The organism is Vreelandella sp. H-I2 (assembly GCF_052959335.1).
In genome coordinates this window covers 122393-147831 of sequence record NZ_JBRAMC010000003.1, presented here as the reverse complement: position 1 = coordinate 147831, position 25439 = coordinate 122393, and the positions used below count along the sequence as shown (strand labels likewise).

The following is a 25439-nucleotide window of genomic DNA, read 5'->3' as shown; positions in this document are numbered from 1 at the left end:
CAGATGACTGAATTCACGCGCTCATCTACATAAGCAACGCGGGCGGCCTTTTAGAGCCGCCCATCTATGCAGCACGCCTTTATCTTACCACGGCACAGAAACTACAGTCGTAAACCGCCGTCACACTCAATTATACGCCCAGTGAAGTAGTCGTTCTCCATAATAAAGGCAACGCTTTGAGCAATATTATCGGGCTCACCCAAATGCTTTAACGGCACGCTCGACGAAATACGCTCCAACATATCAGGGCGCATTGCAGCGGTCATTTCGGTAGCCACAAACCCAGGCGCTACGGTACCGGTACGAATACCATAGCGCGCCAACTCTTGACTCCAAGTGACTGTCAACGCATGCACACCCGCTTTTGCGGCAGCGTAGTTGCTTTGCCCCATATTACCCGCCCGGGAAATACTGGAGATATTGACGATCACACCTTCATGTCCGGCTTCAATCATCTGAGTGGCGGCTTCGCGGCCACATAGGAAAACGCCGGTTAAATTGACATTAATAACGTTTTGCCAAGCATCAAAGGACATGCGTTTTTCCACTTTCCCCTCTTTGGCCTTTACCAGCAGCGCATCCTGGGTAATACCCGCATTATTGATACAACCGCTGATCGGCCCCATTCGTTGGCCGATATCAGCAAACGCCTGAGTCACGGAAGCCTCTTCGGCAACATTGACCACAAACGCCTGGGCATCGACACCTTCAGCAGAAAGTTGCGATATCGCCTGATCAAGCGCTTCAGCGCTCATATCCAATAGCGCCATGCGCACACCCTGCTTGCCCAAGCGCAGCGCCATGGCATAACCCAACCCACGCGCCCCACCCGTGACTGCAATTACTTTATCGTTAAGTACCATTCGTGACTCCCAACAATAGATTAAACCAGCTCTCATTGTGCATTGCAGCATAGAAGAATTATTGACATAAATCGAGCGACATCACCGCTGGAACACGCCATGTTAGCTGCTTGCTATTTATATTTATGTCACCATATTACGCAATTAAGACTGTTATCGAGTCGTTTTTCTGGAGTCAGCCATGCCTATTCTTATTTTTATATCGCTCTTTACTCTTCTTGATTTTGTGGTTCTGTTTTCGATTGGCAGCCAGATCGGCTTACTCACCACCCTACTCTTAGTGCTCGGCACAGGCTTTGTCGGGCTACACTTGATTCGCAAAGAGGGTATGTCCACTTTTGCGCGGGCGTGTCAGCGTATGCAAGCGGGTGAAATGCCCTCCAGTGAGCTCCTCACTGGTGCGGCGCTGATTTTTGGCGGTGCCTTGTTAATGGCCCCAGGCTTTTTGTCGGATGCATTAGGCTTGGCATGCTTGATCCCCAGCGCGCGGCAGCTGATGTTCAAAGCACTTACCTGGCTTGGGCTTAAAAAAGTTGCTGGGCAACAGCAAGATCCCAGCGCATCATCAGCTCGGCCTAGGGAACATCAAAACAGCCAGTCCTCACAACAGGATGGCCCGATCGAGGGGGATTTTATTAGTCGAGATGAGCCCCCGCGCCGTCGTTGAGGTTTTCTTCGGAAGAAAAACAGCGAAAAAGCAATTTTTTATTACCCGCCCCCTTGAAAGGCTATCCGCAGCCCCCATTTTTCAACCAGCATACAAATTCGGCAGCGATCTAAATGGTAGCTGCCTTTAACAATGAAGACCGTCAGGCCTTCACTTCTCGCGGGGCACTCCCTCGGGAACACTTTTAGCTAACCGCCCTCATCGGGGCTTCAACCCTACTCAGGAGAACGTGAATGAATATCCGTCCTTTGCACGATCGTGTCATCGTCCGTCGCGTTGAAGAAGAGCAGAAAACCGCAGGCGGCATCGTGCTTCCGGGCAATGCACAAGAAAAACCGACGCGTGGTGAAATTCTTGCTGTCGGTAATGGCCGCATTCTGGAAAATGGCGATGTCCGTCCGCTAGACGTCAAAGTTGGCGATAACGTGATCTTTAAAGATGGCTACGGTGTCGAGAAGCAAAAAATCGACGGCGAAGAAGTCTTGATCATGAGTGAAGCCGATATTCTTGCGGTTGTTGAAGGCTAACCATCGTCGCAGCTCATCTTTTCTTTAATGAGCGCCTCGATTAATTACTTTCACGTTTTTGCATTCAATTTAGGAAGTAGAAGATATGTCAGCTAAACAAGTTAAATTTTCAGATGATGCACGTAAGCGCATGGCGCGCGGTGTTGACGTTCTCGCCAACGCTGTAAAAGTTACCCTCGGCCCGAAAGGCCGTAACGTGGTGCTGGAAAAATCTTTCGGTTCACCGACCGTCACTAAAGACGGTGTTTCCGTTGCTAAAGAGATCGAACTGAAAGACAAGTTTGAAAACATGGGCGCCCAGATGGTTAAAGAAGTCGCTTCACAGACTTCTGACGCTGCTGGTGACGGCACCACGACTGCTACTGTACTGGCTCAGGCAATTATTGCGGAAGGCCTGAAGGGCGTGACTGCGGGCATGAACCCGATGGACCTTAAGCGCGGCATCGACCAAGCCGTTGCAGCTGCGGTTAAAGAAATCCAAGCAATGTCTGTCCCCTGCACCGATACCAAGTCGATTGCTCAGGTAGGTACCATCTCTGCTAATGGTGACAAGCGCATCGGTGAAATTATTGCCGAAGCGATGGAAAAAGTCGGCAAAGAAGGCGTCATCACCGTTGATGAAGGTCGTGGCTTTGAAGACGAGCTGGAAGTTGTTGAAGGTATGCAGTTCGATCGCGGCTACCTCTCGCCCTACTTCGTCACCAACCAAGACACCATGACGGTTGAACTGGAAGATCCTTACATCCTGTTAGTGGACAAAAAGATCTCCAACATCCGTGAATTGCTACCGGTGCTGGAAGCCGTTGCCAAACAAGGCAAGCCGCTGGCTATTATCGCTGAAGATATCGAAGGCGAAGCACTGGCAACATTGGTCGTCAACAATATGCGCGGTATTGTTAAAGTAGCCGCTGCTAAAGCGCCTGGCTTTGGCGATCGTCGCAAGTCCATGCTGCAGGATATCGCTATCCTGACTAACGGCACGGTCATCTCTGAAGAAGTCGGCCTGACGCTTGAGCAAGCGAACCTGGATCATCTGGGTACTGCTAAGCGCATGACGATGTCGAAAGAGAACACCACTATCATCGATGGTGCTGGTGCAGAAGGCGATATCGAAGCACGCGTTAATCAGATCCGCACGCAAATCGAAGACACCTCTTCTGACTACGACAAAGAGAAGCTGCAAGAGCGCGTTGCCAAGCTGGCAGGCGGTGTTGCTGTTATCCGCGTCGGTGCTGCCACCGAAGTGGAAATGAAAGAGAAGAAAGCCCGCGTCGAAGACGCGTTGCACTCTACTCGTGCCGCTGTTGAAGAAGGCGTCGTACCTGGTGGTGGTACTGCCCTGGTTCGCGTCATGGCCAAAGTACAAGGCTTGACCGGCGAAAACGAAGATCAGAACCACGGTATTAATATGGCGCTGCGTGCTATGCAGTCACCGCTGCGTCAGATCGTTTCTAACGCCGGTGAAGAGCCCGCCGTTGTTATTAACCGCGTAAAAGATGGCGAAGGCAACTTCGGCTACAACGCACAGACTGGCGAGTACGGCGACCTGTTCGAAATGGGTGTTCTGGACCCGGCTAAAGTAACCCGTACTGCGCTGCAGTCCGCTGGTTCTGTTGCTGGTCTGATGATCACCACCGAGTGCATGATCGCTGAAGACCCGGAAGAGAAAGACGCTGCCCCTGATATGGGTGGCATGGGCGGAATGGGTGGCATGGGCGGCATGATGTAATGCATCCCTGAGCTCTCTGCTCTCTCGATTGCTTAACGTATAGCAATCACCAACAACCCCACCTTGTGTGGGGTTGTTGCGTTTTGGATGTTTGATTAATCGCAGACTCTGTTAGCTACCTTACCGCCCATTACACTGGGCGAACGTGCTACTATCAGCGCGATTTTTATTAGGCTATAGGGCGGGAATCAGCGCATGTTGCAGCATATCCGTATCGTACTCGTTCAGACGTTTCATCCAGGCAATATCGGTGCTGCGGCACGCGCAATGAAAACCATGGGCTTAACCGAGCTGGTACTGGTTAATCCACGCATGTTCCCTGACGAAGAAGCGACTCGTCTAGCGGCAGGCGCCACTGATGTACTGGAGAGCGCACGCGTGGTTAGCTCGCTGGAGGAAGCCGCTAACGATTGCGTTCAGGTCGTCGGGGCCAGTGCACGCTTACGTAGCCTGCCGTTGCCGCACTTCGACGAGCCCGATGAGATGGCGGAAGATGTCATTCAAAACGCTCAAACGGCACCGGTCGCGCTGGTGTTTGGCCGTGAGCGTTCGGGACTCACTAACGATGAGATTCGCTGCTGCACGCACCAAGTCAGCATTCCCGCCAATCCTGATTACGGCATTCTGAATTTATCCCAAGCGGTGCAAATTCTTGCGTATGAAGTACATCGCGCTTGGCGTAAGGGTGACGATAGCGGCTTCAGTTACCAGCGTCCACTGGAGGCAACGCCACCCAGCCGCGAGCAGTTTCTACACTTCCAAGCGCATCTGGGCCGGTTAATGCAAGAGAGCGGGTTTTTAACTCAGCCGCACGCCCGCACTGAAGAACAACTACAGGCGCTTTTTGCCCGCGCCCAGCCCAGTCGTAAAGAACTTTCGTTACTGCGCGGTCTGTTGAGTGCTTTTGAAAGTCATCTACCTGAAAAGTAATGGGCTAACTGATAGAAAAAAAGAGCAACCAAGGGCTGCTCTTTTGCTTTTCAGGCCACCGAATGTTTACAGCATCATTGCCGCTAGCCACCCAAAGCCTACTAACGGAATGTTGTAGTGCAGAAACGTCGGCACCACGCTATCCCACATGTGATCATGCTGGCGATCCACATTAAGGCCTGAGGTCGGGCCCAAAGTAGAATCAGACGCGGGAGAGCCGGCATCTCCCAACGCCGCCGCGGTGCCAACAAGCACGACAGTTGCCATTGGCGAGAACCCAAACTGGACGGCTAACGGAACAAAAATGGCGGCAATAATGGGAATAGTAGAGAAAGACGAGCCGATACCCAAGGTAATAAATAGTCCTACCAACAGCATTACCAGGGCAGCCAGCCCGCGATTATCGCCGAATAACGCAAACGCACCTGATACCAATGCATCAATTTCACCGGTGGTTTTCATCACTTCAGCGAAGCCCGCCGCGGAAATCATGATAAAGCCGATCAGCGCCATCATGCGCATACCGCTGGTAAACAGGTCATCTGCTTCACGCCATTTGAATATTCCGCCCATGGATAGCAGACCAATACCGACCAACCCGCCCAATATCATTGAGCCACTATAAAGCTGGAGGCCCAATGCCGCGACAATGGCCACCCCTGACATCACAAGACCCAACATATGCGGCTTTGCCGGCGTACTCGCTTCGGCCACGTTGGCAGCAATGTCTTGCGCCTGGTACTCACGAGCTCCCCGGTAACTCCAGAACAGTGCCACGATAAGCCCTAACGCCATGCCACCGACAGGAATAGCCATTGCCATCGGCACCATGCCCCGGGTGATCTCCAGCCCCAGCGGCTCCCCTGCACTGTTGAGATTAGCCAACAGTATGTCGTTCAAGAAGATTGCCCCAAACCCTACCGGCAACAGCATATAGGGAGCCGTTAAACCAAAGGTGAGCGCACACGCCACCGCACGGCGATCTAACTTCAGGCGGTTCATCACCGTTAATAGCGGCGGGATCAGTACCGGTATAAACGCAATATGCACGGGGATGGCATTTTGCGAAGAGATCGCCACTAGCAACACCGCTGTTAGCAGCAACACCTTGACACGTGCCTGATGCTTGGCAGTGGTCTCTTTACCTAGCAGGGTTATCAGGCGATTCGCCAACATATCTGGCAGTCCAGAGCGGGAAATGGCAACCGCAAACGCCCCTAGCGTCGCGTAGGCCAACGCAACCTGTGCACCACCCCCCACGCCTTCATTGAAGGCCGCTAATGTTTGATCAAGGGATAAACCACCGACTAGACCACCGACTAAAGCGCCCACGACCAGCGCAAATACCACCGAGACACGCGCCAATGACAGTGCCACCATCACCAGCACCGCAAGAATTACTGCATTCATGAAAATCCCTAGAGCTATTGAGAGGTTATTAACGGCAAAGGGAGCGAATGTTAGCAGATTAAAAGTACAAACCTAAGTCTGGGATACTTATCTAAAGACCTGCCACTTTAGTCGACAATCTATTGCTGCAGTGCATCATGCTGCCTACCATCTTTTCTTTTCCTAAATTAAGCCACGCAAAATCTTCCTAGGAGCTCAAATGAGCATACTTGCCATTGTCATTTCTCTGCTTTTATTGATGTTCCTGGCTTACCGAGGTATCTCAGTCTTGTTGCTGGCACCTCTTATGGCATGTTTAGCAGTACTTCTTTCAGGCGATATGGCTTTTTTATTGCCTATCTATACCGATACCTTTATGCGTGCGCTGGGGAATTATGTGATTCAGTTCTTCCCGCTGTTTCTGTTAGGCGCTCTATTTGGGCAGTTAATGGCAGACTCGGGCGCAGCTCAATCGATTGCTAACGGAATTGTCAAAAAACTGGGCACACATCACGTGGTACTCACTGTGGTGATGGCCTGTGCGGTACTTACTTATGGTGGTGTATCACTGTTTGTGGTCGCCTTTGCGATTTACCCTATCAGCCGCGAACTGTTCCGCAGTGCTAATGTCCCCAAGCGTCTTATTCCCGCTTCGATTGCGCTTGGCTCTTTTACGTTTACGATGACTGCGCTGCCAGGCACCCCAGCGATTCAAAATGCGATTCCTATTCCTTATTTTGAAACCAACAGTTTTGCTGCCCCGGGTTTAGGGATCATCGCCGGACTTATCATGCTCAGCTTGGGAACGTTTTATCTACAATCGCGCGTCAACAAAGCAGCGTCTAAAGGTGAAGGCTATGGCCATCATACCGAACGCGAAGTGACCACCGGTGAAGATGATACGCCTACTGTGCCGATGCCTCTTGCGCTAGCGCTGATACCACTAGTCATGGTGATTGGGTTAAATGCATTGTTTACTTACGGTGTGTTTCCCGCGATGGATTTAAGTTTTATCAGCGATTCGTTTGAGAATGTTTCCCCCTCGGGCCAAACCGGACTGTGGGCTATCTTAATCGCACTACTGAGTGCGTCGGCTTGGCTGATCATTACCCGCTGGAAGCAATGGCAGGACCTAAAAGCTACCGTTAACCAAGGCTGTTTGGGCTCCCTATTACCCATTTTTAATACCGCTTCTGAAGTCGGTTACGGCGCAGTCATTGCAGGTCTTGCGGGGTTTGCAATTATCCGCGATACAGTACTCTCCGCGTCGCCCGGAAATCCTTTAATTTCTGAAGCAATGGCGATGAGTGTACTAGCAGGGATTACCGGTTCTTCCTCCGGCGGGTTGTCTATTGCACTAGAAACCCTGGGCAGCGAATACCTGGCCATGGCACAGGAAGCAGGTATTGACCCGGAACTGATGCACCGGGTCGCAACACTAGCGGCAGGTGGCATGGATACCCTTCCCCACTCGGGTGCAGTGATTACATTGCTGGCTATTTGCGGTTTAACCCACCGCCAGTCTTATGCGAATGTCGCCATCGTGACCATCGCATTACCGATTGTGGCATTGATCAGTGTCATTACCCTAGGCACCTTATTTGGCAGCTTCTAAAACCTTGCAACGCATGCGATAGTCAACTATCCGCCTGCCAATAAAGAGAACACCATGGCTCTCATCCGTCGCCATTCATTGCTATTGATTATTTTGGGAAGTTTGGTTATTTCCACTGCCATGGGATTACGCCATGGCTTTGGGCTCTTTATGGAACCTCTCAGCAGTGAGCTAGGCTGGGGACGTGGCGTGTTTGCCTTTGCGCTGGCTTTACAGAATCTCGTTTGGGGCCTATCGCAACCTTTCACAGGCGCACTGGCAGATCGTTTCGGGGCCGCGAGGATTATCGTGGTGGGCGGCTTGCTATATGCCTTGGGGTTGCTATTTATGAGCCTCTCGACCTCGGCACTAGGCATGACGGTTAGCGCCGGGCTATTGATTGGCCTTGGCCTTTCCGGCACGACATTCTCAGTCATTTTGGGCGCCGTTGGCCGCGCAGTAGCGCCTGAAAAACGCAGTATGGCCATGGGCATTGTTAGCGCAGCGGGTTCGTTCGGGCAATTCGCCATGCTGCCCGGAACGCTTGGCTTGCTAGAGTGGCTTGGCTGGGCAGCGGCGCTGATGGCAATGGCAGCTATTGCAACCATCATCATTCCCCTGGGGGCAATGCTGAGCGATAAGCCCTCCGCCAAAAAGGCATCCGATTTAAGCCTGAAAGAGGCGCTCAACGAAGCAGCAGGCCAAAGAGGCTTCTGGCTACTCTGTTTAGGCTTTTTTGTCTGCGGCTTTCAGGTGGTTTTCATCGCCGTCCACCTCCCCGGCTACTTATTCGATAATGGCTTAGCGGTGCAGGTAGGAACAACAGTATTGGCGCTTGTGGGGCTGTTTAACATTGTCGGCACCTATACCGCAGGCTGGATGGGCGGCATCTGGTCTAAACCCAAGCTACTGACGTGGCTCTACTTGATTCGTGGCGTAGTGATTACAGCGTTTGTATATTTACCGCTTAGCCCCATGAGTGCTTATATTTTTGGGATTGCTATGGGACTGCTATGGCTCTCTACTGTGCCGCTGACGAATGGCATTGTGGCGTCTGTATTTGGTGTACGCCATCTTTCCATGCTCGGAGGCATCGTGTTTCTGTTTCACCAGCTAGGGTCTTTTATGGGCGTTTGGTTGGGCGGCTACCTTTACGACCTGACGGGGCATTACAATACGGTATGGCAAATAGCCATCGTACTTTCTGTCGTGGCCGCCGCATTACACTGGTTTATCAATGAAAAGCCGCTTGAGCGCAGTGTATTAACCGAGATAACCCCATGAACATCACCCTCGTTTTCAGCTCCCTATTATTAGCAGCTGCCTTGATAGGCGGTTTGGCATTAGCATGGTGGGGCTGGCAAAACCTCGACGCCTCGTTATTGATGTTTGGTAGTCGCCTCTGCTAAAACCTACGGCTTAAGACAGCTACCAGGGGTGGATAGGGCTTATCTTGAGCGGCGTCATTTTTTTGTATGCCACGCCTCTGTACACTCATATCTCAAATAGATAACGCCTGAGCGTTACTTTTTATGCCCCCCTGACATGCGGAAGCTCCAATGGAACTTGTGGCATCGCTTGCCCGTCAATTCAAAGATAGCCTGCGCGATCTTGCGCCGGTTGTATTGGTAATAGCTTTTTTTCAATTAGTGGTTATACGCCAACCACTCCCTGACACCCTTGCCTTGATTGATCTTGGACTCGGTCTGGTATTCGTTCTCGTGGGTCTCACACTATTTATTAAAGGCCTTGAGCTGGGACTTTTTCCCGTCGGTGAGAACTTAGCGCGCGCTTTTGTAAAAAAAGGCTCTGGCACTTGGTTATTGATGTTTGCTTTCGCTCTGGGATTTGGTTCCACAGTAGCCGAGCCTGCACTCATTGCCATTGCCTCGCGAGCAGCTGAAGTCGTTGCGCAAGGCGGCCTCATTGTTGACACCAGCAGTTCACAAAATGCCTTCGCGCTTGCGCTACGTATGGTGGTCGCTGTTTCTGTTGGCACTGCAGTCGTAGTAGGTGTGGTTCGTATTTTTAAAGGCTGGCCGCTGCACTTAATTATAATTGCTGGCTACGTAGTAGTGTTGCTGCTGACCCTCATTGCCCCGACTGAAATGGTAGGCATTGCATATGATTCTGGTGGCGTAACCACCTCGACCATTACCGTCCCCCTGGTAACGGCGCTGGGTGTTGGGTTGGCCTCCTCAATCAAAGGCCGCAGCCCTATGCTTGATGGCTTTGGATTAATAGCGCTTGCTTCTGTCATGCCGATTATTTTTGTGCTGCTGTTTGGCATTATTGGCCTTCACTTCGTGCCCGGAGTCGCTCCATGACCCTTATTGCTACTTTCTGGGGAACGCTACTCGATATCCTACCCATTGCCGCGATTATTTTCGGCTTTCAGTACCTGGTGATTCGCCGACCCGTAAAACGCCTGCCCCAAGTATTGGCTGGCTTTTTCATGGTATGGATTGGACTCTCATTTTTCCTGGTTGGTTTGGAACAAGCGTTGTTTCCCATGGGTGAGTTAATGGCTACCCAACTTACCAGCCAAGCGTTTTTACCAGCTCTAGCAGCAGGAGCAGAGCGCCACTGGAGCGACTACTACTGGGTATATATCTTTGCATTTGCTATTGGGGCCAGTACTACTATTGCCGAACCCTCGCTGATTGCGGTGTCGTTAAAGGCAGGCGAAATTTCCGGCGGCACGATCGACCCCCTAATGTTACGCATTGCCGTTGCCCTGGGCATGGCTTTTGGTATTACGCTGGGAAGCTGGCGCATAGTAATGGGCTGGCCTTTACAGTGGTTCGTATGCGCCGCTTACGTACTGGTCATAATTCAAACCCTGCGTTCGCCCCGCGCCATCATACCGTTGGCGTTCGACTCGGGGGGCGTCACAACGTCGACAATCACCGTTCCTATTATTGCTGCATTAGGCTTAGGGCTGGCATCAGAAATTCCCGGCCGAAGCCCCATAATGGATGGCTTCGGTATGATCGCTCTCGCCTGCCTATTCCCGATAATCACCGTGATGGGTTACGCCCAACTTGCTCAATGGCGAGCTACGCGAAAACGCTCCGCTAATAACTTAACGACTCAGAACAGCAACTAATTAGGAAAAGGAGATCACGATGCGCTTTAAACTAATTGTCGCGATGGTTGAAGACACACTAACGGACGCCATTCTTGAGGCGGCTCGCCAAGCTGGCTCTACCGGCGCCACGGTGATCAATAATGCTCGCGGCGAAGGGCTTAATAAAGCGCACGGCATTTTTGGCATGGAGATTACCGCGCAGCGGGATATGCTGCTGTTCCTGGCCGAGGAGCACCGCAGCCGCCATATTCTCGAGGCGATTGCCCAGGTAGGCGAATTTGATGAAACTCCCGGCACAGGGATCGCCTTTCAGTTGGATGTCGAAGACGCTGTAGGTATAAAAAATCAGATCAGATCGCTTTCGGGTTCAGCGGATCTATAGGTTCGCTAGCCTGGGGCTTCAACCCATAGACCTGCGACGCCACTGACGCACCAGCACACCTTGCTTGGGCGAGAACAGCAGCGCCATAAAGAACCAACTTGTCGCCATCAATACAATGGAGCCACCAGAAGCAACGTCTAACATCACAGAAAGCCACAGCCCTATGACTGCCGAGCTAACCCCCACCCCCACTGATATCAGCATCATGGTTTTAAAGCGATCAGTGAGTAGATGTGCCGTTGCACCTGGGGTTATCAGCATCGCCACCACTAAAATGATACCCACCGTTTCCAAACTCGCCACGATGGTAAGGGTTAACAGTAGGATCAATCCGTAGTGAATGATGCTGGTATTGAAGCCCAGTGCCTGAGCCTGCAGAGGGTCAAAGGCATAAAGCAGCAATGGCCGATAGGCGAGCCACACCACCAACAGGGCAATCATGCTGGCCACCAATGTCAGCAGCAACGCCGAGGGTTGAACACCCAACACGTTGCCAAACAGGATATGCATTAGATGAGTGCTAGAGGCTATTTTGCTGATAATCACAATACCCAGCGCAAAGGCGCTAGTGAACATCAAGCCCATGGCCGCGTCAGATTTAATGCGTGTATGACGCTCAATCGCACCAATGCCTACCGAGGTCAGCGCACCGGTAATAAATGCGCCGATAAAAAACGGCCAGCCTAATAAGTAGGCAACCGCAACACCAGGCAATACCGCATGTGAGATAGCATCGCCTAGAAGCGACCAACGCTTGAGGACCACGTAACAGGATAAAATGCCGCAAATGGCCCCTACCAGTACCGAGGTCAATAAGGCGCGCTGCATAAAAGCGTATTGAAATGAATCCGAAACACTATCGGGCAATAGATTGACCAATACCATCAGTGCCGAGGTGAGCCAAGCTATCAAGGCATCGCCGAACAGGCCAAGTGCCATCATTAGTTCTGCCACGTTGTTTACCCCTGGGCTGCCTTATAAACTGATGCGTTAACGATAGGCACATCATTCGCTGACTGCTCGGTTGAACTCACTGCCAGCTCGGCCAATTTGCCATCGCTGAGCATCTCCTTCGGCGTTCCCACCCCGCGGATAAAGCGATTGATCAACACGACGTGATCAACGTGACGACGGGCGCCGGGCATATCATGAGTTACCATTATCACCGTGCGCCCCGCCTCCCGCTCACGGGCAAGCACGTCTAAAATTAATTGTTCGCTGGGTGGATCTACGCCCGCCAATGGTTCATCAAGGAGTAAAATATTGGCCTGCTGGGCAAGCGTACGAGCCAGTAGTACGCGTTTTTTCTGCCCCCCGGAAAGCGCGCCAATCGGGCGTTCAGCCAGTCCCAGCATATCCACGGACTGCAACGCTTTATAGACGGCCTCGCCATGTCGGCGGTCGTACCAACGCGAAGGAAGCAAACGGCGCCACAAGAGATCATGGCGCATATGCCCATAGCGGCCGCCCATCACGGTTTCCCACACCGAAACAGGAAAATCCCATTCAATCGCTTCACGCTGGGCCATATAGGCGATATGCCCCGCTTTACGGTGCGTCGAAATTGGCTCACCAAATGCCTGCACCTTGCCGCGCAGTGCTTTCATACTGCCGGTAAGCACATGAAACAGTGTTGATTTCCCTGCCCCATTCGGGCCCACAATGGCCGTCCATTTATTGGCGGGAAACTGAAGATTAATATTTTCCAGCACGGGTTGGCGCTGGTAGGCCGCATACAGGCCCTTGATGTCTATCGCCACAGGGGCATCGCCTAATGTCGTTGCCATGATCGTTTACTCGGTTGCCAAGGTTTGGCGTAACAGCTCAACGTTATGACGCATCATGGTGAAATAATCACCTGCTTCGCCACTGGGCTCACTGAGTGAGTCCACATACAAGGGCCCTGCCACCTTCACGCCTGTATCGCGTGCCAAACTGGTCACGTGGCGGTCAGAAATAGTGCTCTCCCAGAACAGCGCCGCCGGTTGGCGTTCATTAATCATATCCACCACACGCATAAGCTGGCGGGGGGAGCCTTCAGTTTCGGCATTGGTGCCCCAGATACCATCGTGCTCAAAGTGATAAGCATCGGAGAAATATAAAAAAGCGGCTTCACTACTAAGCAGTACACGACGCTCTTCGGGTATCACCTCTAAGCGCTCTTGAAGTTCCACATGAAGGGCATCAAGCTCATCAGTAAGAACGCTGGCACGCTCCTGAAAATCTTCGCTTTCCTGAGGCAAAGCCCTGGCTAACTCATCAGCAATAACGCTGATATACGCCGAGACTGCCCGTGGATCCATCCACAAATGCGGGTCGGTATCGCCAGCCAAGTCGCCAGTGACAATAGACTGAGTGGTGTAACCGGAAGCTTCCGCCACCGCCACTAGCGGCACACCTTCAAGCAATGTGGCTTCTACTTGCGGCATCCACTGTTCTAACTGGTAGCCGTTGTAAAACACTATATCCGCCGTTTCCAACGCCGCGAAGTTACTCGGGGTCAATTCCCATTCGTGCACTTCTGCACCGATTGGGGTTAATACAGATACATTGGCATCATCCCCTGCGACGCGTGAGACTAAATCACCTAGTACCGAAAAGGTCACGGCAACATTCAGAGGAGACGATGCACTCTCTTCCGTCTCAGCACTAGCCATTACGGTGCTCAGCAATAGCGGTAAGCTTAACGCGATACCCAAATTGCGCTTATTCATTGTCGCTCCCTTATGCCCTACCTAGTAAGTAGACTGTAGCTCAATAATACAGCTCTAGGCAAACAATTTAGCCTTGGCTAACAATGTTGCGCAAAAACACGTTACTATTCCAACGACTATCTCAAGAACTATCCAATGATTGTTGCCACTGTCTCCGATATAATTTGCCAATGACTGATTCTAATCCGAACGATTCGTTGACCGCCTCAAGCATTCCAAGTGATGCCCTGCCTCCCGTGGAGCAGCATGCCCAGCAGTATGCAACGGTACGCAATGCGCATGAAACAGAGCTGATTGAAGACTATGTTGAACTCATTGGTGACCTGTTAAAGCACCGCGGCGAAGCGCGAGCAGCAGACATTGCCAATCGTATGGCAGTCAGTCAGGCGACGGTTTCGAAAATGATTCGTCGATTAAATGAGTTGGAATTAGTTACCAGCAAACCCTACCGCTCTTTGTTTCTGACCGAAGCAGGCCAAAAAATGGCGGAAACCTCACGCACTCGCCATGATATCGTGCTGCATTTTTTACGGGCTCTTGGGGTTAAAGACGCCACGGCGCGTATTGATGCCGAAGGCATGGAGCACCATGTCAGTGATGAAACGCTGGCCATCATGCAGCGTTTTACTGAGCAGCAGAAATAGCAGCGTTGAAACCGATAGCATTAACGTCAGCGTCTCCTTTGACACTACCGATATATAGAATCCAAGAGACAGTAAAACTGTTGGTGTTAACGCTAGGCCGTACGAGATAAAGTTCGGCCATGTGATACCGATTACGGACCAAGTCTGCTTGCTTAATGAGCGTAGCACTGAGTTGAAAACCTTTTTAATTGGGCTAATCTCATAATATAAAAAATATTTTTACAACCAATTCCCAAGAGGTTGTATGCTCAAAAACATTCATTTCAATTATGCTGCGCTTGCCACATCGATGCTTGCTCTGGCTGGCTGCACCGGCATGGGAGAAACGCATTCGAGCGTCGAGGTGCCTGGTAAACCTGAGAGCGCAAAAGCCCAACTATTAGAAGCAGGCGCAAGCGTGATGCAGACAGACACGCCTCCATCGCAACTCGATGTTTACCTGGTAGGTTTTCATCCGCTAAAAAAAGACCCACTACATCAATTTGAAGCCCACCATTTCTGTGATCAGGTAAATGATGACTTCTTGCAATGCGCTCTTTATGACGGCAATACGGAGGATGCAAAGCTAAATGGTATTGAATATATCATTTCTGAAGAACTTTTCGAGCAGCTTCCTGAGGAAGAGAAACAGTTCTGGCATCCTCATAACGGAGAAATCCTTTCAGGACAGTTAGTAGCTCCTAATTTACCTGTTGCTGCCGAACATGAACTGATGAAAAGTAAGATTAACAGCTATGGTAAAACATGGCATACGTGGGATGGCGCGCAGAGCGAAGGAGGCGAAGCGTCATTGCCCCTTGGAGAGCCATCTCTGGCATGGTCATTCAATCGTGATGGTGAAGCGAATCCAGACCTGATCGAGGAACGCGACCAGCGTATGGGCATCGACACAGAACAGCGCCGTAGGGCACGGCAAGATTTAGTACCACTCGCCAAACCACAGTCTGGCATAGATACCTTGCAAGGCGAATTTCCAAGACCAACGCAGCCAATACCAGGCGTCGAGGCTAAATCTTCTAATTAAGATTATAAAAATCAACACCCGATTGCGTTTGGCCACGCCCTGCTTTCAGACTCGCATCTTGCTCTCCCAGCCTTTAATTTATGAGCGTCAGGGAAGCACTTTCGATGCGGTTACGGCCATTGCGCTTAGCATTTAATAACAATCGATCGGCACGGTTAATCAAATCATCAATCATTTGGTCATTACTTTCCAGTGTAGTGAGGCCGACGCTGACGGATAGATTAGCGTCTTTTAGCTTGCTACTTAGCCGCTCAGCAATCGCGCGAGCACCTTGGATACCCGTTTCGGGAAACACGATGATAAATTCATCACCACCATAACGACCGAGTAGATCACAATCACGAATCGTCTCTCGCATTGCGCGCGCTACCGTTTTCAGCGCTTGGTCGCCTGCGGTGTGTCCTTGTTCATCGTTAAGTGATTTGAAGTGGTCAATATCAAGCATTAACAGGCCGAGCGATAGGCCATAGCGCGAAGCCCGCTTGAACTCAGTCGTCGCCAGTTCAAGGAGGTGACGGCGATTGTACGCGTCAGTTAGCCAATCATGTGTGGCTAGGTAACTTAATTGCCGATTGATGGAAGTTAATTCGTTGGTGCGCTCCATCACCCGACGCTCTAATTCCTGTTCAGAATAGTTAACGTTTTCCGAACAGCCGCTTATGCTAGAGTGATGGACAATGCAGAGCAAATGGGTCGCTATTCCTTGATAATTATTGATCGGCATTAAAAGGACCTGACAATCGCTTTGATAACGCTCGCTATTAACGCAACCACCCGCTATTTCATGCCGAACGGGCACCTTTTTTTTCATACAGCGAGCACAATTTGCAATTAGTTCAGCACGAAACGATGCTGGAAACATATCAGCAAGGTGATTGCCCACATAAACGTGTAGACCGCTCAACGCAGCCTGCTGAGAGGGATTGATAGCCTCAACAACGAAATTATCCTGCCCTTCAAAGCGCACAACCATCATTGGGGTAGGAAAAAAATCCCAGAGAATCTGCAACATTGAACCTGCATCATCGCTAAAATAACTTAAGAAATCTGGGTTGTGACGCATAGGCATGATCATAGACACCCTCTCCTGCAAGGAGTATTGACCAGTAAAAAGGTATAATTTTTCTTAAGAAGCAAAACTTAGCTCAGAAAAATTCGCCTTCCACTGCTCACGGCACTCCTGAAGTACACGATATTCGCTGTTTTTCTGCGTTACAAAGGTGGCCAACAATTGATGTAACTCAGGCGTGGTATTCGTTTCCAGCAACCAACTAAAGAATATGTACGTCGCTTCAGCGGCTTCCTCAGCATTTACAAGAAGCTGTCTACCCATATTTTCATCTACTACAAAAAAATGTTGACTGTTTTTATTAAAAAATGGCGTTTCTTTTAGCTGGCTAACATTAGTCAGCACTTCAAGCCTCATCCGACCAGCGACTGCTTGTAAACTATGAAGTCTATGTTCGCACTCCATACCGATTGCATTCATCAAACGACTAACAGAAGGATCGAAAGGCAGAAAGCTCAACGACAAGCCCCGATAGCGATTCAACTCTTTCGCTTCTTGTAAGCAGGCTAAATTTAACTGTTCCTGAGGTAAAAGATTATGTTCTTTTAAGGTGACCATAAATAAAGCCCTTTAGAGCTATAAACAGAATCCACTATTTAGTGGTTGCATGAAGGGCAATCCTAGGGCGAAGCAAAGCTCACTTACTATAATGTATGTTAGCTATTCGACAGCCATTACAAAGTTAATCTATATTAAAACCATTATTACACTTTAAAATTAATTTCAATGCTAACTGAAAATATTTTTATTATTGTAAACACTAAAAACACCATCAATTATTATTGATAAAAAGCAATAATCTACAAACCATGGAACTAAAAAAATAATCTAAAAATACCCAAAGGAACTGAATGGTGGTACAAAAGCAGATAAGTCAGGGTGAGTACCAGTGAGCCGTTGCGGAAGGCGCAAATGCTCAAGCGTATTGCATCTGCTTCGGCTACCCCCATTGCCTAGTCAGGCGCAGGGGGCTTTGTGAAAAGCTAGTTTTAAATAGACTAGATGTGGAAAGACTAGATTTGGAAAGGCATACGGAAATCAAGGGTTAAGTCGGGGGCATCGTCAGTCAATCCAATACCGACACTCGTAACAATCGACGTGGTGTCCGATAGGCCATAGGTAGCACCAAAATTGACGGAGGCCGCATTGGCACTGCTACCGATAACAGTCTGTTCAGGCCCACCATCGGTGGTGACTTTTGTTTCGAAAGCGTGCTGATGCGTAAACGACATGGACAGACTGAAGCGCTCATTCAAGGCAAAAGCGGTACCAAAGCCCAGACGAATACTGTCGCCAAGATTCACCTCACCTGGTACATCTTCTTCGCTTGAGCCTATATCGTCAAAGCTTCGCTTGATGTTATGAGTATAACCAATATTGGCGAAAATAATGGCTGGGTCCACGGTTTTGAGGAACGACAAGCCAGAGCTCACGCCCCATACACCATTTCCCGTTGGAAGGCTGGTCGGTACTGTCAAATTCTCAAACCCACCCTCACCATCATCTACAATCCTGCTATTCGTTCTAATATCGTAAGGGTGCTTGCCGGTCGGTGCCCGAACGGAGAAATTCCAGACAATATCGGGCCTAACTTCAGCTTCGGGTAAAAGTCGATAATATATGCCAGCACTGATGTCTCCAAGGTCGCCCTGGCTAACGTTTTCTTCGACTAGCCCACCCGTAGACGCACCGGCACCAATAGTCTCGTACTGGCTGCTACGGTAGACATAGGGAATTATCAGCTCTACTTCCAGCCGATTTGTTATCCCGTAGCGGGTGCTTAAATCGAAAGTGGTAGTATGGCTCTCTACGGTATCGACATTTATATTGCCCAGAAAGATCGCATCCAGCGCAAGAAATCCACTCAAGGCTAGATTGCTGCGGTCTGAATAGGAGTAGCTGATGCCAGGCTCGATCGTCAAGCGATCTGAGAACAGCGCATGCTCCTCACGTAAAACGTTCTGGACACTTTGACTGGGCTGGGCTTCTCGAACCACCTCATCGTTTGCTCCTTGAGCCATAGCCTCTGGTGAGACATACACCGCAGCGAGAAAAAGTAGCGACATCGACACTGGGTAGCCGGCAGTCTGCACCTGTTTCTTCGTTTTGTTATACAGCATTATTGATTCCCTTAAATGTAAACTCGGTACGACCATTTCGCCTTCACTTCTTCGCCCAAGAAGGATGGCGTAACTTATTGATACCCTCCGTCAATCCATCAAGCAATAGTGTTGGCAATATAAGCATGAAAAAGGCCGACAATTATCGGCCTGTTACCGCATGAAGCAGGGTTAACTGGTAAATCATTAAAGCCGTTCCAGCGAACGAGTCGATTTCAACAAATTTGCGAAGTCACTATTTATATCAGCGCTTAGGCTTTTCCCAAGCTGGACATTTAAGCGCGTTATGTTGCTGATCTGCTGATGATTACTGGTGAGCTGGATAGACTGATGCAGTCCTTGCCTTGAGCGTATTTCCTGGCTTACCACGCCTGCGCCGGGTACGGATAGCGACATCCCCAGCCCCCCGGTGTGCTTACCAATGGTTACCTGGGCACCGCCCGGTGTGGTCTCTGTTAATTTATTATTAGCTGGCTGAACGTTGCCCCTTCCCACTTCGTGCCCCACATCAACCCAGAAAGCGTTGCTGGCGCTATTGAAATTGCCACCCGCCTGTACCAGTTGCACGACCCCCCCGGCATTTAAACCGCCAGTGTTAATGACCGGCGCTGTATCGCTCATTGCCTGCTGATAGGCAGCATACTCCGCATGCGTAGTGGCGGTAATATGCGTAGAGAACTGAGGAGATGGCTGACCTCCCCTTAAGTCGATGCCTAGATTGGCCCGCGCATGAAGGTCTTCCCCTGTCGAGGTTTGCCAACGCGTTGACATTTCTACGCCGAAAAAGAGTATTTCCCGGCTGTTGACCGCCTTGCCGCGCAGCTGCGCTAGCTCATGATCCGCCAACTGTCTGCCCTGCTGGAATGTCGGATCGCTGAAGTCAGTCGCCACAGTTGCCCCCTGCGCCCGCGGTGAGACTACTACTATTATGGAGACAACCATCAGCGATAAGGTAAACACATTAAACCAATATTGTTTTTTTGCATGCCCGTTCATGCTTTTATCCTTTTAATTATTGCGACAAACGGTTAGAACACTTCTGCATGGCGGAACCCAAAATCCAGTAGTTGCTGCTTGGGTACCGGGGAAAAGACATCCGTTAGCCGGTGTGCCGTCAACGGCTGAGACGGGTCGAGCAGGACTGTATGCGTATCAAAATCCTCACCGATGACAGCAAAGATGATATTGTTCCATGCTTCCATAAAATCGGAACGCGGCATGATAGTGTTGCCCAGAGAGGGATCGCCGATATAGACGCGGTCTCCCACGACCTTCTTCATCACGACGAAGTGCTGGTAACCGGCTAGGTTGAGTAACACAATGACAGGAATAGACACGGCATCCAGGGCGTCCTCCTCTATTTCGTACCCCCTGGCCCGCATGCCAATGGATTCCACATAGTTACGTAAGTCGAGCAGGGAAAACCCCATGCGCTGCGCTACGTCAGGGTCACTAACGGCAAACATTCCCTCAAGCACATCCACCTCGGTCACATCTGACCAGCCGTAGGCATACTTGAGAATGGTTGCCAGGGATGCTGCGCCACAGGAGAAATCTGTTTCCTGCGCGATGAGGTTCTCAAAGCGAAGCTCACGAATCGACTGCACTTCTTTGGTTACCAAGGTGCCAGGCACGACATTGCCCAGCCGAATCGGCGAAGCTTCCGCCCGTTTTGTGGGTAGAGTGGTACCAGCTATCAAGGCCAAGCTGAGCAGCGATATCGCCACGGTTTTCATATATATTCTCCTGCAAAGCATGCAGACTTGAAAAAACCCGGCCCGCTAAGCGGACCGGGTTAAACCACCCGATACCGCTTACTGTGCGCGAGCGATGGACAGGGTGTTGCTTTGCATATTGCCGTTACCAGAGGCGATGTTAACGCCCACGTTACCGCTGGCATTTGCCAGTGAATTATTCAATGCGGCAGTATTTGTGTTGCCTGTTAGCTCAACCGACCACCAGTTAGCGGATTCTACAACAAGGTCATTATCAGACATGTTGTTATAGGACACCTGAACGCCTCCAGTGGTGGCTTCGGCAGAGCTGCCCTGACCAACGGCCAACGTCATGGCATTGTTCTGAATATTACCTGCCCCAGCGGCAACGTTAGCGCCGATGTTACCGGACACATTGTTTAGAGAGTTGCTCATAACAGCGTTGCTCTCAGTGCCATCGTTATAGTAGCGGTTGTTTGAGGAAGACTGAATTGAGTAGGTGGCCGCCTTGGCAAAGACCATGGAGGCATCATCATCCGGGGAGCCATGACCGGGAGTCCACCAGAACATGGCAGAAGCTCCCTGACCATTGCTGCCAGAGCTGGATTCGCCGCTAGCAATGGCTGTATCGTTGGCCTGCTTGTTAAGATCACCGGATGCGACGTTGATACCGATATTACCGGTCGCGCCGTTTCCTGAGCCATCGACGGAGGAAGAGTTAGTACTTAACTCTGATTTCACAGCATTATCATCGGTGAACTGCTTACGATCGATGGTAGCCGCGGCGAAATGATCTGCTTCATCGGCATCCATTTCAAAATCAACCTCTACCTCGATTGAGTTAGTGACACTATGCTCAAGTGAGACAGCGATATTATTTTCAACATCTACGTCTAGATAGGCGTCGGTGTCGAAATCATTGGCCAGCGCATAGGGAGCCGCTAGAAGAGCAGCGATAGCCACTGCAAGAGGTGCTTTTGCGAATGTTTTCATTGTCTTTCTCCTGAATGGAACTACGAGCCTTGCTATTAGTTTACAAAGGCGCTGCTACCTAAAAGCCCCGGATGTCATGCGGATACCGACATGGTTCCCTGTAGCATTGCCCACTCCAGCCGACTGATTCACTTGGATGACACCACGTGCCCCAGCAAAGGCCGATTCTTCAATCTCGACCCGCCGCGACTGAGCATTACCCTCAGAATCTTCCATCGACTCCTGCTTGTTGGACAGGACTTGGCTCAGCGATTCGCTGGTCAGAGAGCTGCCCCTTATGCCCAAAGCGACACTCAGCGTGTTGCTCTGTACATTCGATTGCCCCGCCGCCTGATTGACGGATATCCAGCCCACCGCTTGGCTCAGTGCCTGATCTTTAATCACGGCATTGGCCAGTTCGGGCTCGAGGCGATTGTTTGAAGTGGCGATCTGCACCACGATGTTATTGGCCAAGGCGTTTTCTCCCATGGCAATAACGCCAGAATTGCTCTGCAGATTGCCGTGACCTGAGGCCATATTAATGTTGATGGCCCCCTGCACATGGCTGAGGGAGTACCCATCTATGAGGGATGAGGCCTGGTAGGTAGTGGTGAAAACCCGATGATAACTGTCATCCGAGGAGCTTTCTTGAGCCCAGACACTGGCAATGAAACTCGTCATGACCAGAGCCAACACTCCCTTTGCTAGCCGGGACGCCGTCTTTAGCACCCATTTGCATTTGGTGCGTTTAGCCGGGCATGCATGGCTCTTAAATCCAAGACAACCACCAATCTCTTGATCACGCTTCAGCTTGGCAGTTACCTGTTTCGCAATCATCGCTATTTACCTGCAGCCCGAATATTTACTGTTACACAATGGATACTATCAATAACCTAAAAACACTATCAGAAATGCAATGAAACTTGTTTTAACAATACTAAGAAGATAACAGAAAATTGGACACCTGAAATTCGCCGAAACGCTAGGTGGTTTTGATCATGCAGAAAAAGAGGAAAAGAGATGAAGCGGCACTACTGCGCTAGCATTATTCATTTAATTTAGAAATTTAAAAAACTAAATAAACATTAAAGTGTCAAAGATTAGTATTAATGAGAACTAGATATAAGCTCGCTAACGATTAAGATGAACGAACTGGCGAGCGTCATCGAAACATACCCGCTTAGCACCTCACACCCATAATGATCATTTATCATCAATTGCATGGACATTAATATATTTTTATTTTAGCTACAGTAAAGAGAGCACATTTAATCGAATGACTAATAAATTCTTAATACCAAAGCTGATTACTTAAGAGGCTATTTAGTCAGCTCTATATAATTAATCATTGTTAAAACAGCATTATCTTGTGTAGACCGGTAGCATGAGCGCTATCACAACGGTGCATTTACTTTAAATCGTCAAGCCAGTTATTTTGATAAAATCGTGCTCACTGACTATTCAACAATAGTTAAACAGCTAACATTTTTGTTACCCCTTCTGCCTGACCAGCCTCGCTAGTTGCGACATAACGCCCTACATGGGCTACAGATAATCTTCAAATAATATTGTGCAGTCATGATAGCGGCACGACATTCTCGGGGGATAAATTTTTATGTGGCAACAACGTAATGCCTTTGGCCCGATGGTCAACTGATCAGTACGTACGTTGGTGAGCTTCCCAGCGCCAACTTGGAACGTCGCCTGAAACGTTTGTACTGCCCCGTACGCTTATCATTTACCCTTTATAAGCTAATTGGCAAAGTTCCACTTAAACAGGATGTAGTAATGCGCTTGAATCGATACGCTTTTATTAGCAGTTCTCTCCTACTGACGGGGCTTGTGGGCATTTCAACTGGCTACGCCGATGACTTGCCCGCCCCGGTGCAAGCCCTCGCCGACCAAGGGTTAGAAATTCACGGACAGTTTGATGCCCCTGGCGGGCTAAGCGGCTATGGCGCCAGTGCCCAAGGCCGTGACATGGCGATCTACCTAACGCCGGATAAAGAGCATGCCATTATCGGCACATTAATGGATAGCCAAGGCAATGATCTTACTGAAGCGCAGCTGGATGAGCACCTACGAGCGCCCTTGGAAGCTGAAACCTGGCAGACATTAGAGGCCAGCCATTGGATTCAAGATGGCGACGTGGATGCACCGCGTACCATCTATACCTTTACGGATCCAAACTGCCCCTACTGTCGCCAGCTCTGGCATGCCGCTCGTCCTTGGGTCGAAGCCGGTGAAGTACAGCTACGCCATATCATGGTGGGTATTTTAGCCCCTGACAGCCCCGGCAAAGCAGCCGCTCTCTTAGGTGCCGATGATCCTTCTGCAACGTTACATGCACATGAAAGCGGCGAACAAGAGATAGAGGCCAGCGCTCAATCGCGTGAGATCGAAGAGCAGGTGTATGCCAATAACCAGTTATTTGAAGAGTTGGGGTTATACGCTACGCCGACAAGCGCTTTTCAACGCGAGACAGACAACGGCACTCTTCGAATCGACCAAATAGAAGGCATGCCCAGCGAATCACGGTTAATAGAAATGATGGGCAGTGAAGCGCCCTAACGCGTCAGTTGAAACCTCCACCGCATACTAATTTAGCTCTGCGGTGGAGTAGAGCCAGTATCAATCCTCGCTTAAATTCTCAAACCTTGGCATGCCTACGTTCCATGGCTGTGCGTCGCCTTTAAGGCTATCGAGGTTGCAAGAAAGCCGGACAAATCTTCTTGTCGCATGAGCTCCCTTTCCTCATTTGCCGTTCAACGGAGCGGTTAATCCCATGCGGTGTCAGTCAGTGCATTGAGTGGGATTTTTAGATAACGCTGGCCGTTATCCTCCGGCTTAGGCAATGCACCACCATTGATATTGATCTGCAACGATGGGAGAAGCAGCTTAGGCATGGGTAATCCCGCATCCCGTTCGTTGCGCATAGAAACGTAGTTCTCGACTGTCTGGCCATTACCAAGATGGGTATTGGTTTCACGCTGTTGACGTACGGTGCTTTCCCACTCCGGATCGCGCCCATCGGGCCTATAGTCATGACCGGTAAAGAGCCGGGACTCATCCGGTAAAGATAAAATCGCTTGAATAGAATCCCAAAGGCTATGGGCATTACCGCCGGGGAAGTCGGCGCGAGCAGTGCCGCCATCCGGTTGGAATAGAGTGTCGTGGACGAAAGCCGCGTCGCCGATGACATAAGTGACTGAGGCCGGCGTATGTCCAGGAGAGAACATGACGCGGCCTTCTATCTCTCCAATCCGAAGCGGATCACCTTCGGCAAAAAGGTGATCCCACTGACGGCCATCAGCCGGGAAGTCCGGCCAATTGTATATCTCCTTCCATAGCGCCTGCACTTTCGTAATGTACGCTCCTATGGCCGTTGGGGCCCCTGTCTTCTCCTTAAGATACTGCGCTGCCGAAAAATGATCGGCGTGTGGATGCGTATCAAGAATCCAGTCAACAATGAGCCCCTCCCGTGCGACGTAATCTAATAACTCATCGGCATGGTGGGTGGCAGTCGTCCCCGACTTCTCATCAAAGTCTAAGACAGGGTCAAGGATGGCACAGCGGCGTGTTGCAGGGTCGCTAATGACATATTGAACGCTTGAGGTTCTTGGATCATAAAAGCCGGCTACGTCCGGCCTGCCTGGTGAGTGTCGAAAATTAGACATAGCTTCCTTGCCCTCCATTTCAGTTACAAGCCTATTCCTTATTGGAATAAAAAGAAAACAATGAAACATACACCGATAAACATCAAGTAAAAATCTGCCGATGCTTCGTTCGTGATGTTTCCGCACCAGGCATTACTAATGTTCTTCACTGACCTTTTAAGCGATAACCTCGAATAAACGCCCTATGATCGAAGTTAAGACTATTACAAGTGCCTAAAAACATCATTGATCATCATTTGCTGGGCGACTTGGTGCGCTAACTCAGGCGTAAGACCTCGCCTTTCGTAGATAGCAGCGAGCTCCTCCAACTCAGCACCAGTAACATACAAAAC

The 25439-nt window shown here is 50.2% G+C and carries 25 protein-coding genes; 12 read left to right on the top strand and 13 right to left on the bottom strand.

Going from position 1 to position 25439, the window contains the following annotated elements; translation table 11 throughout:
- Positions 1–101 precede the first annotated feature (101 nt).
- Positions 102–863: an SDR family oxidoreductase gene (locus tag ACUVOF_RS08475; RefSeq protein ID WP_447043932.1), complete on the bottom strand. Its 762-nt coding sequence runs from the start codon at positions 861–863 to the stop codon at positions 102–104.
- 181 nt (positions 864–1044) lie between these two features.
- Between ACUVOF_RS08475 and ACUVOF_RS08470 the strand changes: the two genes are divergently transcribed.
- From ACUVOF_RS08470 to ACUVOF_RS08455, 4 genes are all read left to right on the top strand, one after another.
- Positions 1045–1530, top strand: coding sequence for an FxsA family protein (locus tag ACUVOF_RS08470; RefSeq protein WP_447043931.1), 486 nt, complete (start codon positions 1045–1047; stop codon positions 1528–1530).
- Positions 1531–1763: 233 nt separating this feature from the next.
- A complete protein-coding gene (locus ACUVOF_RS08465; protein ID WP_022523671.1) occupies positions 1764–2057 on the top strand; it encodes a co-chaperone GroES in 294 nt (97 codons plus the stop codon).
- Between the two features lie 85 nt (positions 2058–2142).
- The gene (groL, locus tag ACUVOF_RS08460) at positions 2143–3786 is read left to right on the top strand and encodes a chaperonin GroEL (protein WP_113267987.1); all 1644 of its coding nucleotides are present in this window, start codon (positions 2143–2145) and stop codon (positions 3784–3786) included.
- Between the two features lie 195 nt (positions 3787–3981).
- Positions 3982–4716, top strand: coding sequence for an RNA methyltransferase (locus tag ACUVOF_RS08455; RefSeq protein WP_447043930.1), 735 nt, complete (start codon positions 3982–3984; stop codon positions 4714–4716).
- Positions 4717–4782: 66 nt separating this feature from the next.
- Here ACUVOF_RS08455 and ACUVOF_RS08450 read toward each other — a convergent pair whose 3' ends face one another.
- Positions 4783–6126, bottom strand: coding sequence for a Na+/H+ antiporter family protein (locus tag ACUVOF_RS08450; RefSeq protein WP_447043929.1), 1344 nt, complete (start codon positions 6124–6126; stop codon positions 4783–4785).
- Positions 6127–6325: 199 nt separating this feature from the next.
- Between ACUVOF_RS08450 and ACUVOF_RS08445 the strand changes: the two genes are divergently transcribed.
- From ACUVOF_RS08445 to ACUVOF_RS08425, 5 genes are all read left to right on the top strand, one after another.
- Positions 6326–7720, top strand: a complete 1395-nt coding sequence (locus ACUVOF_RS08445; RefSeq protein ID WP_447043928.1) for a GntP family permease — start codon at positions 6326–6328, stop codon at positions 7718–7720.
- 54 nt (positions 7721–7774) lie between these two features.
- Positions 7775–8983 carry an MFS transporter gene (locus ACUVOF_RS08440; RefSeq protein WP_447043927.1) on the top strand — a complete coding sequence of 403 codons (1209 nt, stop codon included), beginning with the start codon at positions 7775–7777 and terminating at the stop codon, positions 8981–8983.
- A gap of 275 nt (positions 8984–9258) precedes the next feature.
- On the top strand, positions 9259–10026 hold the full coding sequence (locus ACUVOF_RS08435; RefSeq protein ID WP_447043926.1) for a DUF1538 family protein: 768 nt from the start codon (positions 9259–9261) through the stop codon (positions 10024–10026).
- Entirely contained in the window at positions 10023–10808 is a 786-nt protein-coding gene (gene umpB, locus ACUVOF_RS08430) for a Na,Li,K/H(+) antiporter subunit UmpB (RefSeq protein ID WP_447043925.1), read from the top strand. The genes ACUVOF_RS08435 and umpB overlap by 4 nt, the downstream gene beginning before the upstream one ends.
- Before the next feature lie 19 nt (positions 10809–10827).
- Positions 10828–11172 carry a P-II family nitrogen regulator gene (locus ACUVOF_RS08425; RefSeq protein WP_447043924.1) on the top strand — a complete coding sequence of 115 codons (345 nt, stop codon included), beginning with the start codon at positions 10828–10830 and terminating at the stop codon, positions 11170–11172.
- A gap of 18 nt (positions 11173–11190) precedes the next feature.
- Here the strand turns inward: ACUVOF_RS08425 and ACUVOF_RS08420 are convergent, their stop codons facing one another.
- Genes ACUVOF_RS08420 through ACUVOF_RS08410 form a run of 3 tightly spaced genes read right to left on the bottom strand, consistent with a single transcriptional unit; the run spans position 11191 to position 13886 of the window.
- A complete protein-coding gene (locus ACUVOF_RS08420) occupies positions 11191–12114 on the bottom strand; it encodes a metal ABC transporter permease (RefSeq protein WP_447044348.1) in 924 nt (307 codons plus the stop codon).
- 17 nt (positions 12115–12131) lie between these two features.
- A complete protein-coding gene (locus ACUVOF_RS08415) occupies positions 12132–12959 on the bottom strand; it encodes a metal ABC transporter ATP-binding protein (protein ID WP_447043923.1) in 828 nt (275 codons plus the stop codon).
- A 6-nt stretch (positions 12960–12965) separates the two neighbouring features.
- Complete coding sequence (locus ACUVOF_RS08410; RefSeq protein ID WP_447043922.1) at positions 12966–13886, bottom strand: metal ABC transporter solute-binding protein, Zn/Mn family; 921 nt, start codon at positions 13884–13886, stop codon at positions 12966–12968.
- Between the two features lie 170 nt (positions 13887–14056).
- Between ACUVOF_RS08410 and mntR the strand changes: the two genes are divergently transcribed.
- Positions 14057–14530 (top strand): manganese-binding transcriptional regulator MntR, encoded by a 474-nt coding sequence (mntR, locus tag ACUVOF_RS08405; protein WP_447043921.1) that lies wholly within the window; start codon positions 14057–14059, stop codon positions 14528–14530.
- A 244-nt stretch (positions 14531–14774) separates the two neighbouring features.
- On the top strand, positions 14775–15554 hold the full coding sequence (locus ACUVOF_RS08400) for an OBAP family protein (RefSeq protein ID WP_447043920.1): 780 nt from the start codon (positions 14775–14777) through the stop codon (positions 15552–15554).
- Positions 15555–15627: 73 nt separating this feature from the next.
- Here ACUVOF_RS08400 and ACUVOF_RS08395 read toward each other — a convergent pair whose 3' ends face one another.
- The 7 genes from ACUVOF_RS08395 to ACUVOF_RS08365 all read right to left on the bottom strand — a co-directional run bounded on the left by ACUVOF_RS08395 (position 15628) and on the right by ACUVOF_RS08365 (position 22267).
- Entirely contained in the window at positions 15628–16629 is a 1002-nt protein-coding gene (locus tag ACUVOF_RS08395) for a GGDEF domain-containing protein (protein WP_447043919.1), read from the bottom strand.
- Between the two features lie 51 nt (positions 16630–16680).
- The gene (locus ACUVOF_RS08390; RefSeq protein WP_447043918.1) at positions 16681–17181 is read right to left on the bottom strand and encodes a hypothetical protein; all 501 of its coding nucleotides are present in this window, start codon (positions 17179–17181) and stop codon (positions 16681–16683) included.
- A 455-nt stretch (positions 17182–17636) separates the two neighbouring features.
- A complete protein-coding gene (locus ACUVOF_RS08385; RefSeq protein ID WP_447043917.1) occupies positions 17637–18743 on the bottom strand; it encodes a hypothetical protein in 1107 nt (368 codons plus the stop codon).
- Between the two features lie 186 nt (positions 18744–18929).
- On the bottom strand, positions 18930–19739 hold the full coding sequence (locus ACUVOF_RS08380) for a hypothetical protein (protein ID WP_447043916.1): 810 nt from the start codon (positions 19737–19739) through the stop codon (positions 18930–18932).
- Between the two features lie 32 nt (positions 19740–19771).
- On the bottom strand, positions 19772–20479 hold the full coding sequence (locus tag ACUVOF_RS08375) for a C39 family peptidase (protein WP_447043915.1): 708 nt from the start codon (positions 20477–20479) through the stop codon (positions 19772–19774).
- A 78-nt stretch (positions 20480–20557) separates the two neighbouring features.
- Positions 20558–21451 carry a hypothetical protein gene (locus ACUVOF_RS08370; RefSeq protein WP_447043914.1) on the bottom strand — a complete coding sequence of 298 codons (894 nt, stop codon included), beginning with the start codon at positions 21449–21451 and terminating at the stop codon, positions 20558–20560.
- A 54-nt stretch (positions 21452–21505) separates the two neighbouring features.
- Positions 21506–22267 (bottom strand): hypothetical protein, encoded by a 762-nt coding sequence (locus ACUVOF_RS08365; RefSeq protein ID WP_447043913.1) that lies wholly within the window; start codon positions 22265–22267, stop codon positions 21506–21508.
- 951 nt (positions 22268–23218) lie between these two features.
- On the opposite strand from ACUVOF_RS08365, the gene dsbG reads away from it, so the two are divergent.
- The gene (gene dsbG, locus ACUVOF_RS08360; RefSeq protein WP_447043912.1) at positions 23219–24001 is read left to right on the top strand and encodes a thiol:disulfide interchange protein DsbG; all 783 of its coding nucleotides are present in this window, start codon (positions 23219–23221) and stop codon (positions 23999–24001) included.
- Positions 24002–24207: 206 nt separating this feature from the next.
- Here dsbG and ACUVOF_RS08355 read toward each other — a convergent pair whose 3' ends face one another.
- Complete coding sequence (locus ACUVOF_RS08355) at positions 24208–25107, bottom strand: MBL fold metallo-hydrolase (RefSeq protein ID WP_447043911.1); 900 nt, start codon at positions 25105–25107, stop codon at positions 24208–24210.
- Between the last annotated feature and the right edge of the window lie 332 nt (positions 25108–25439).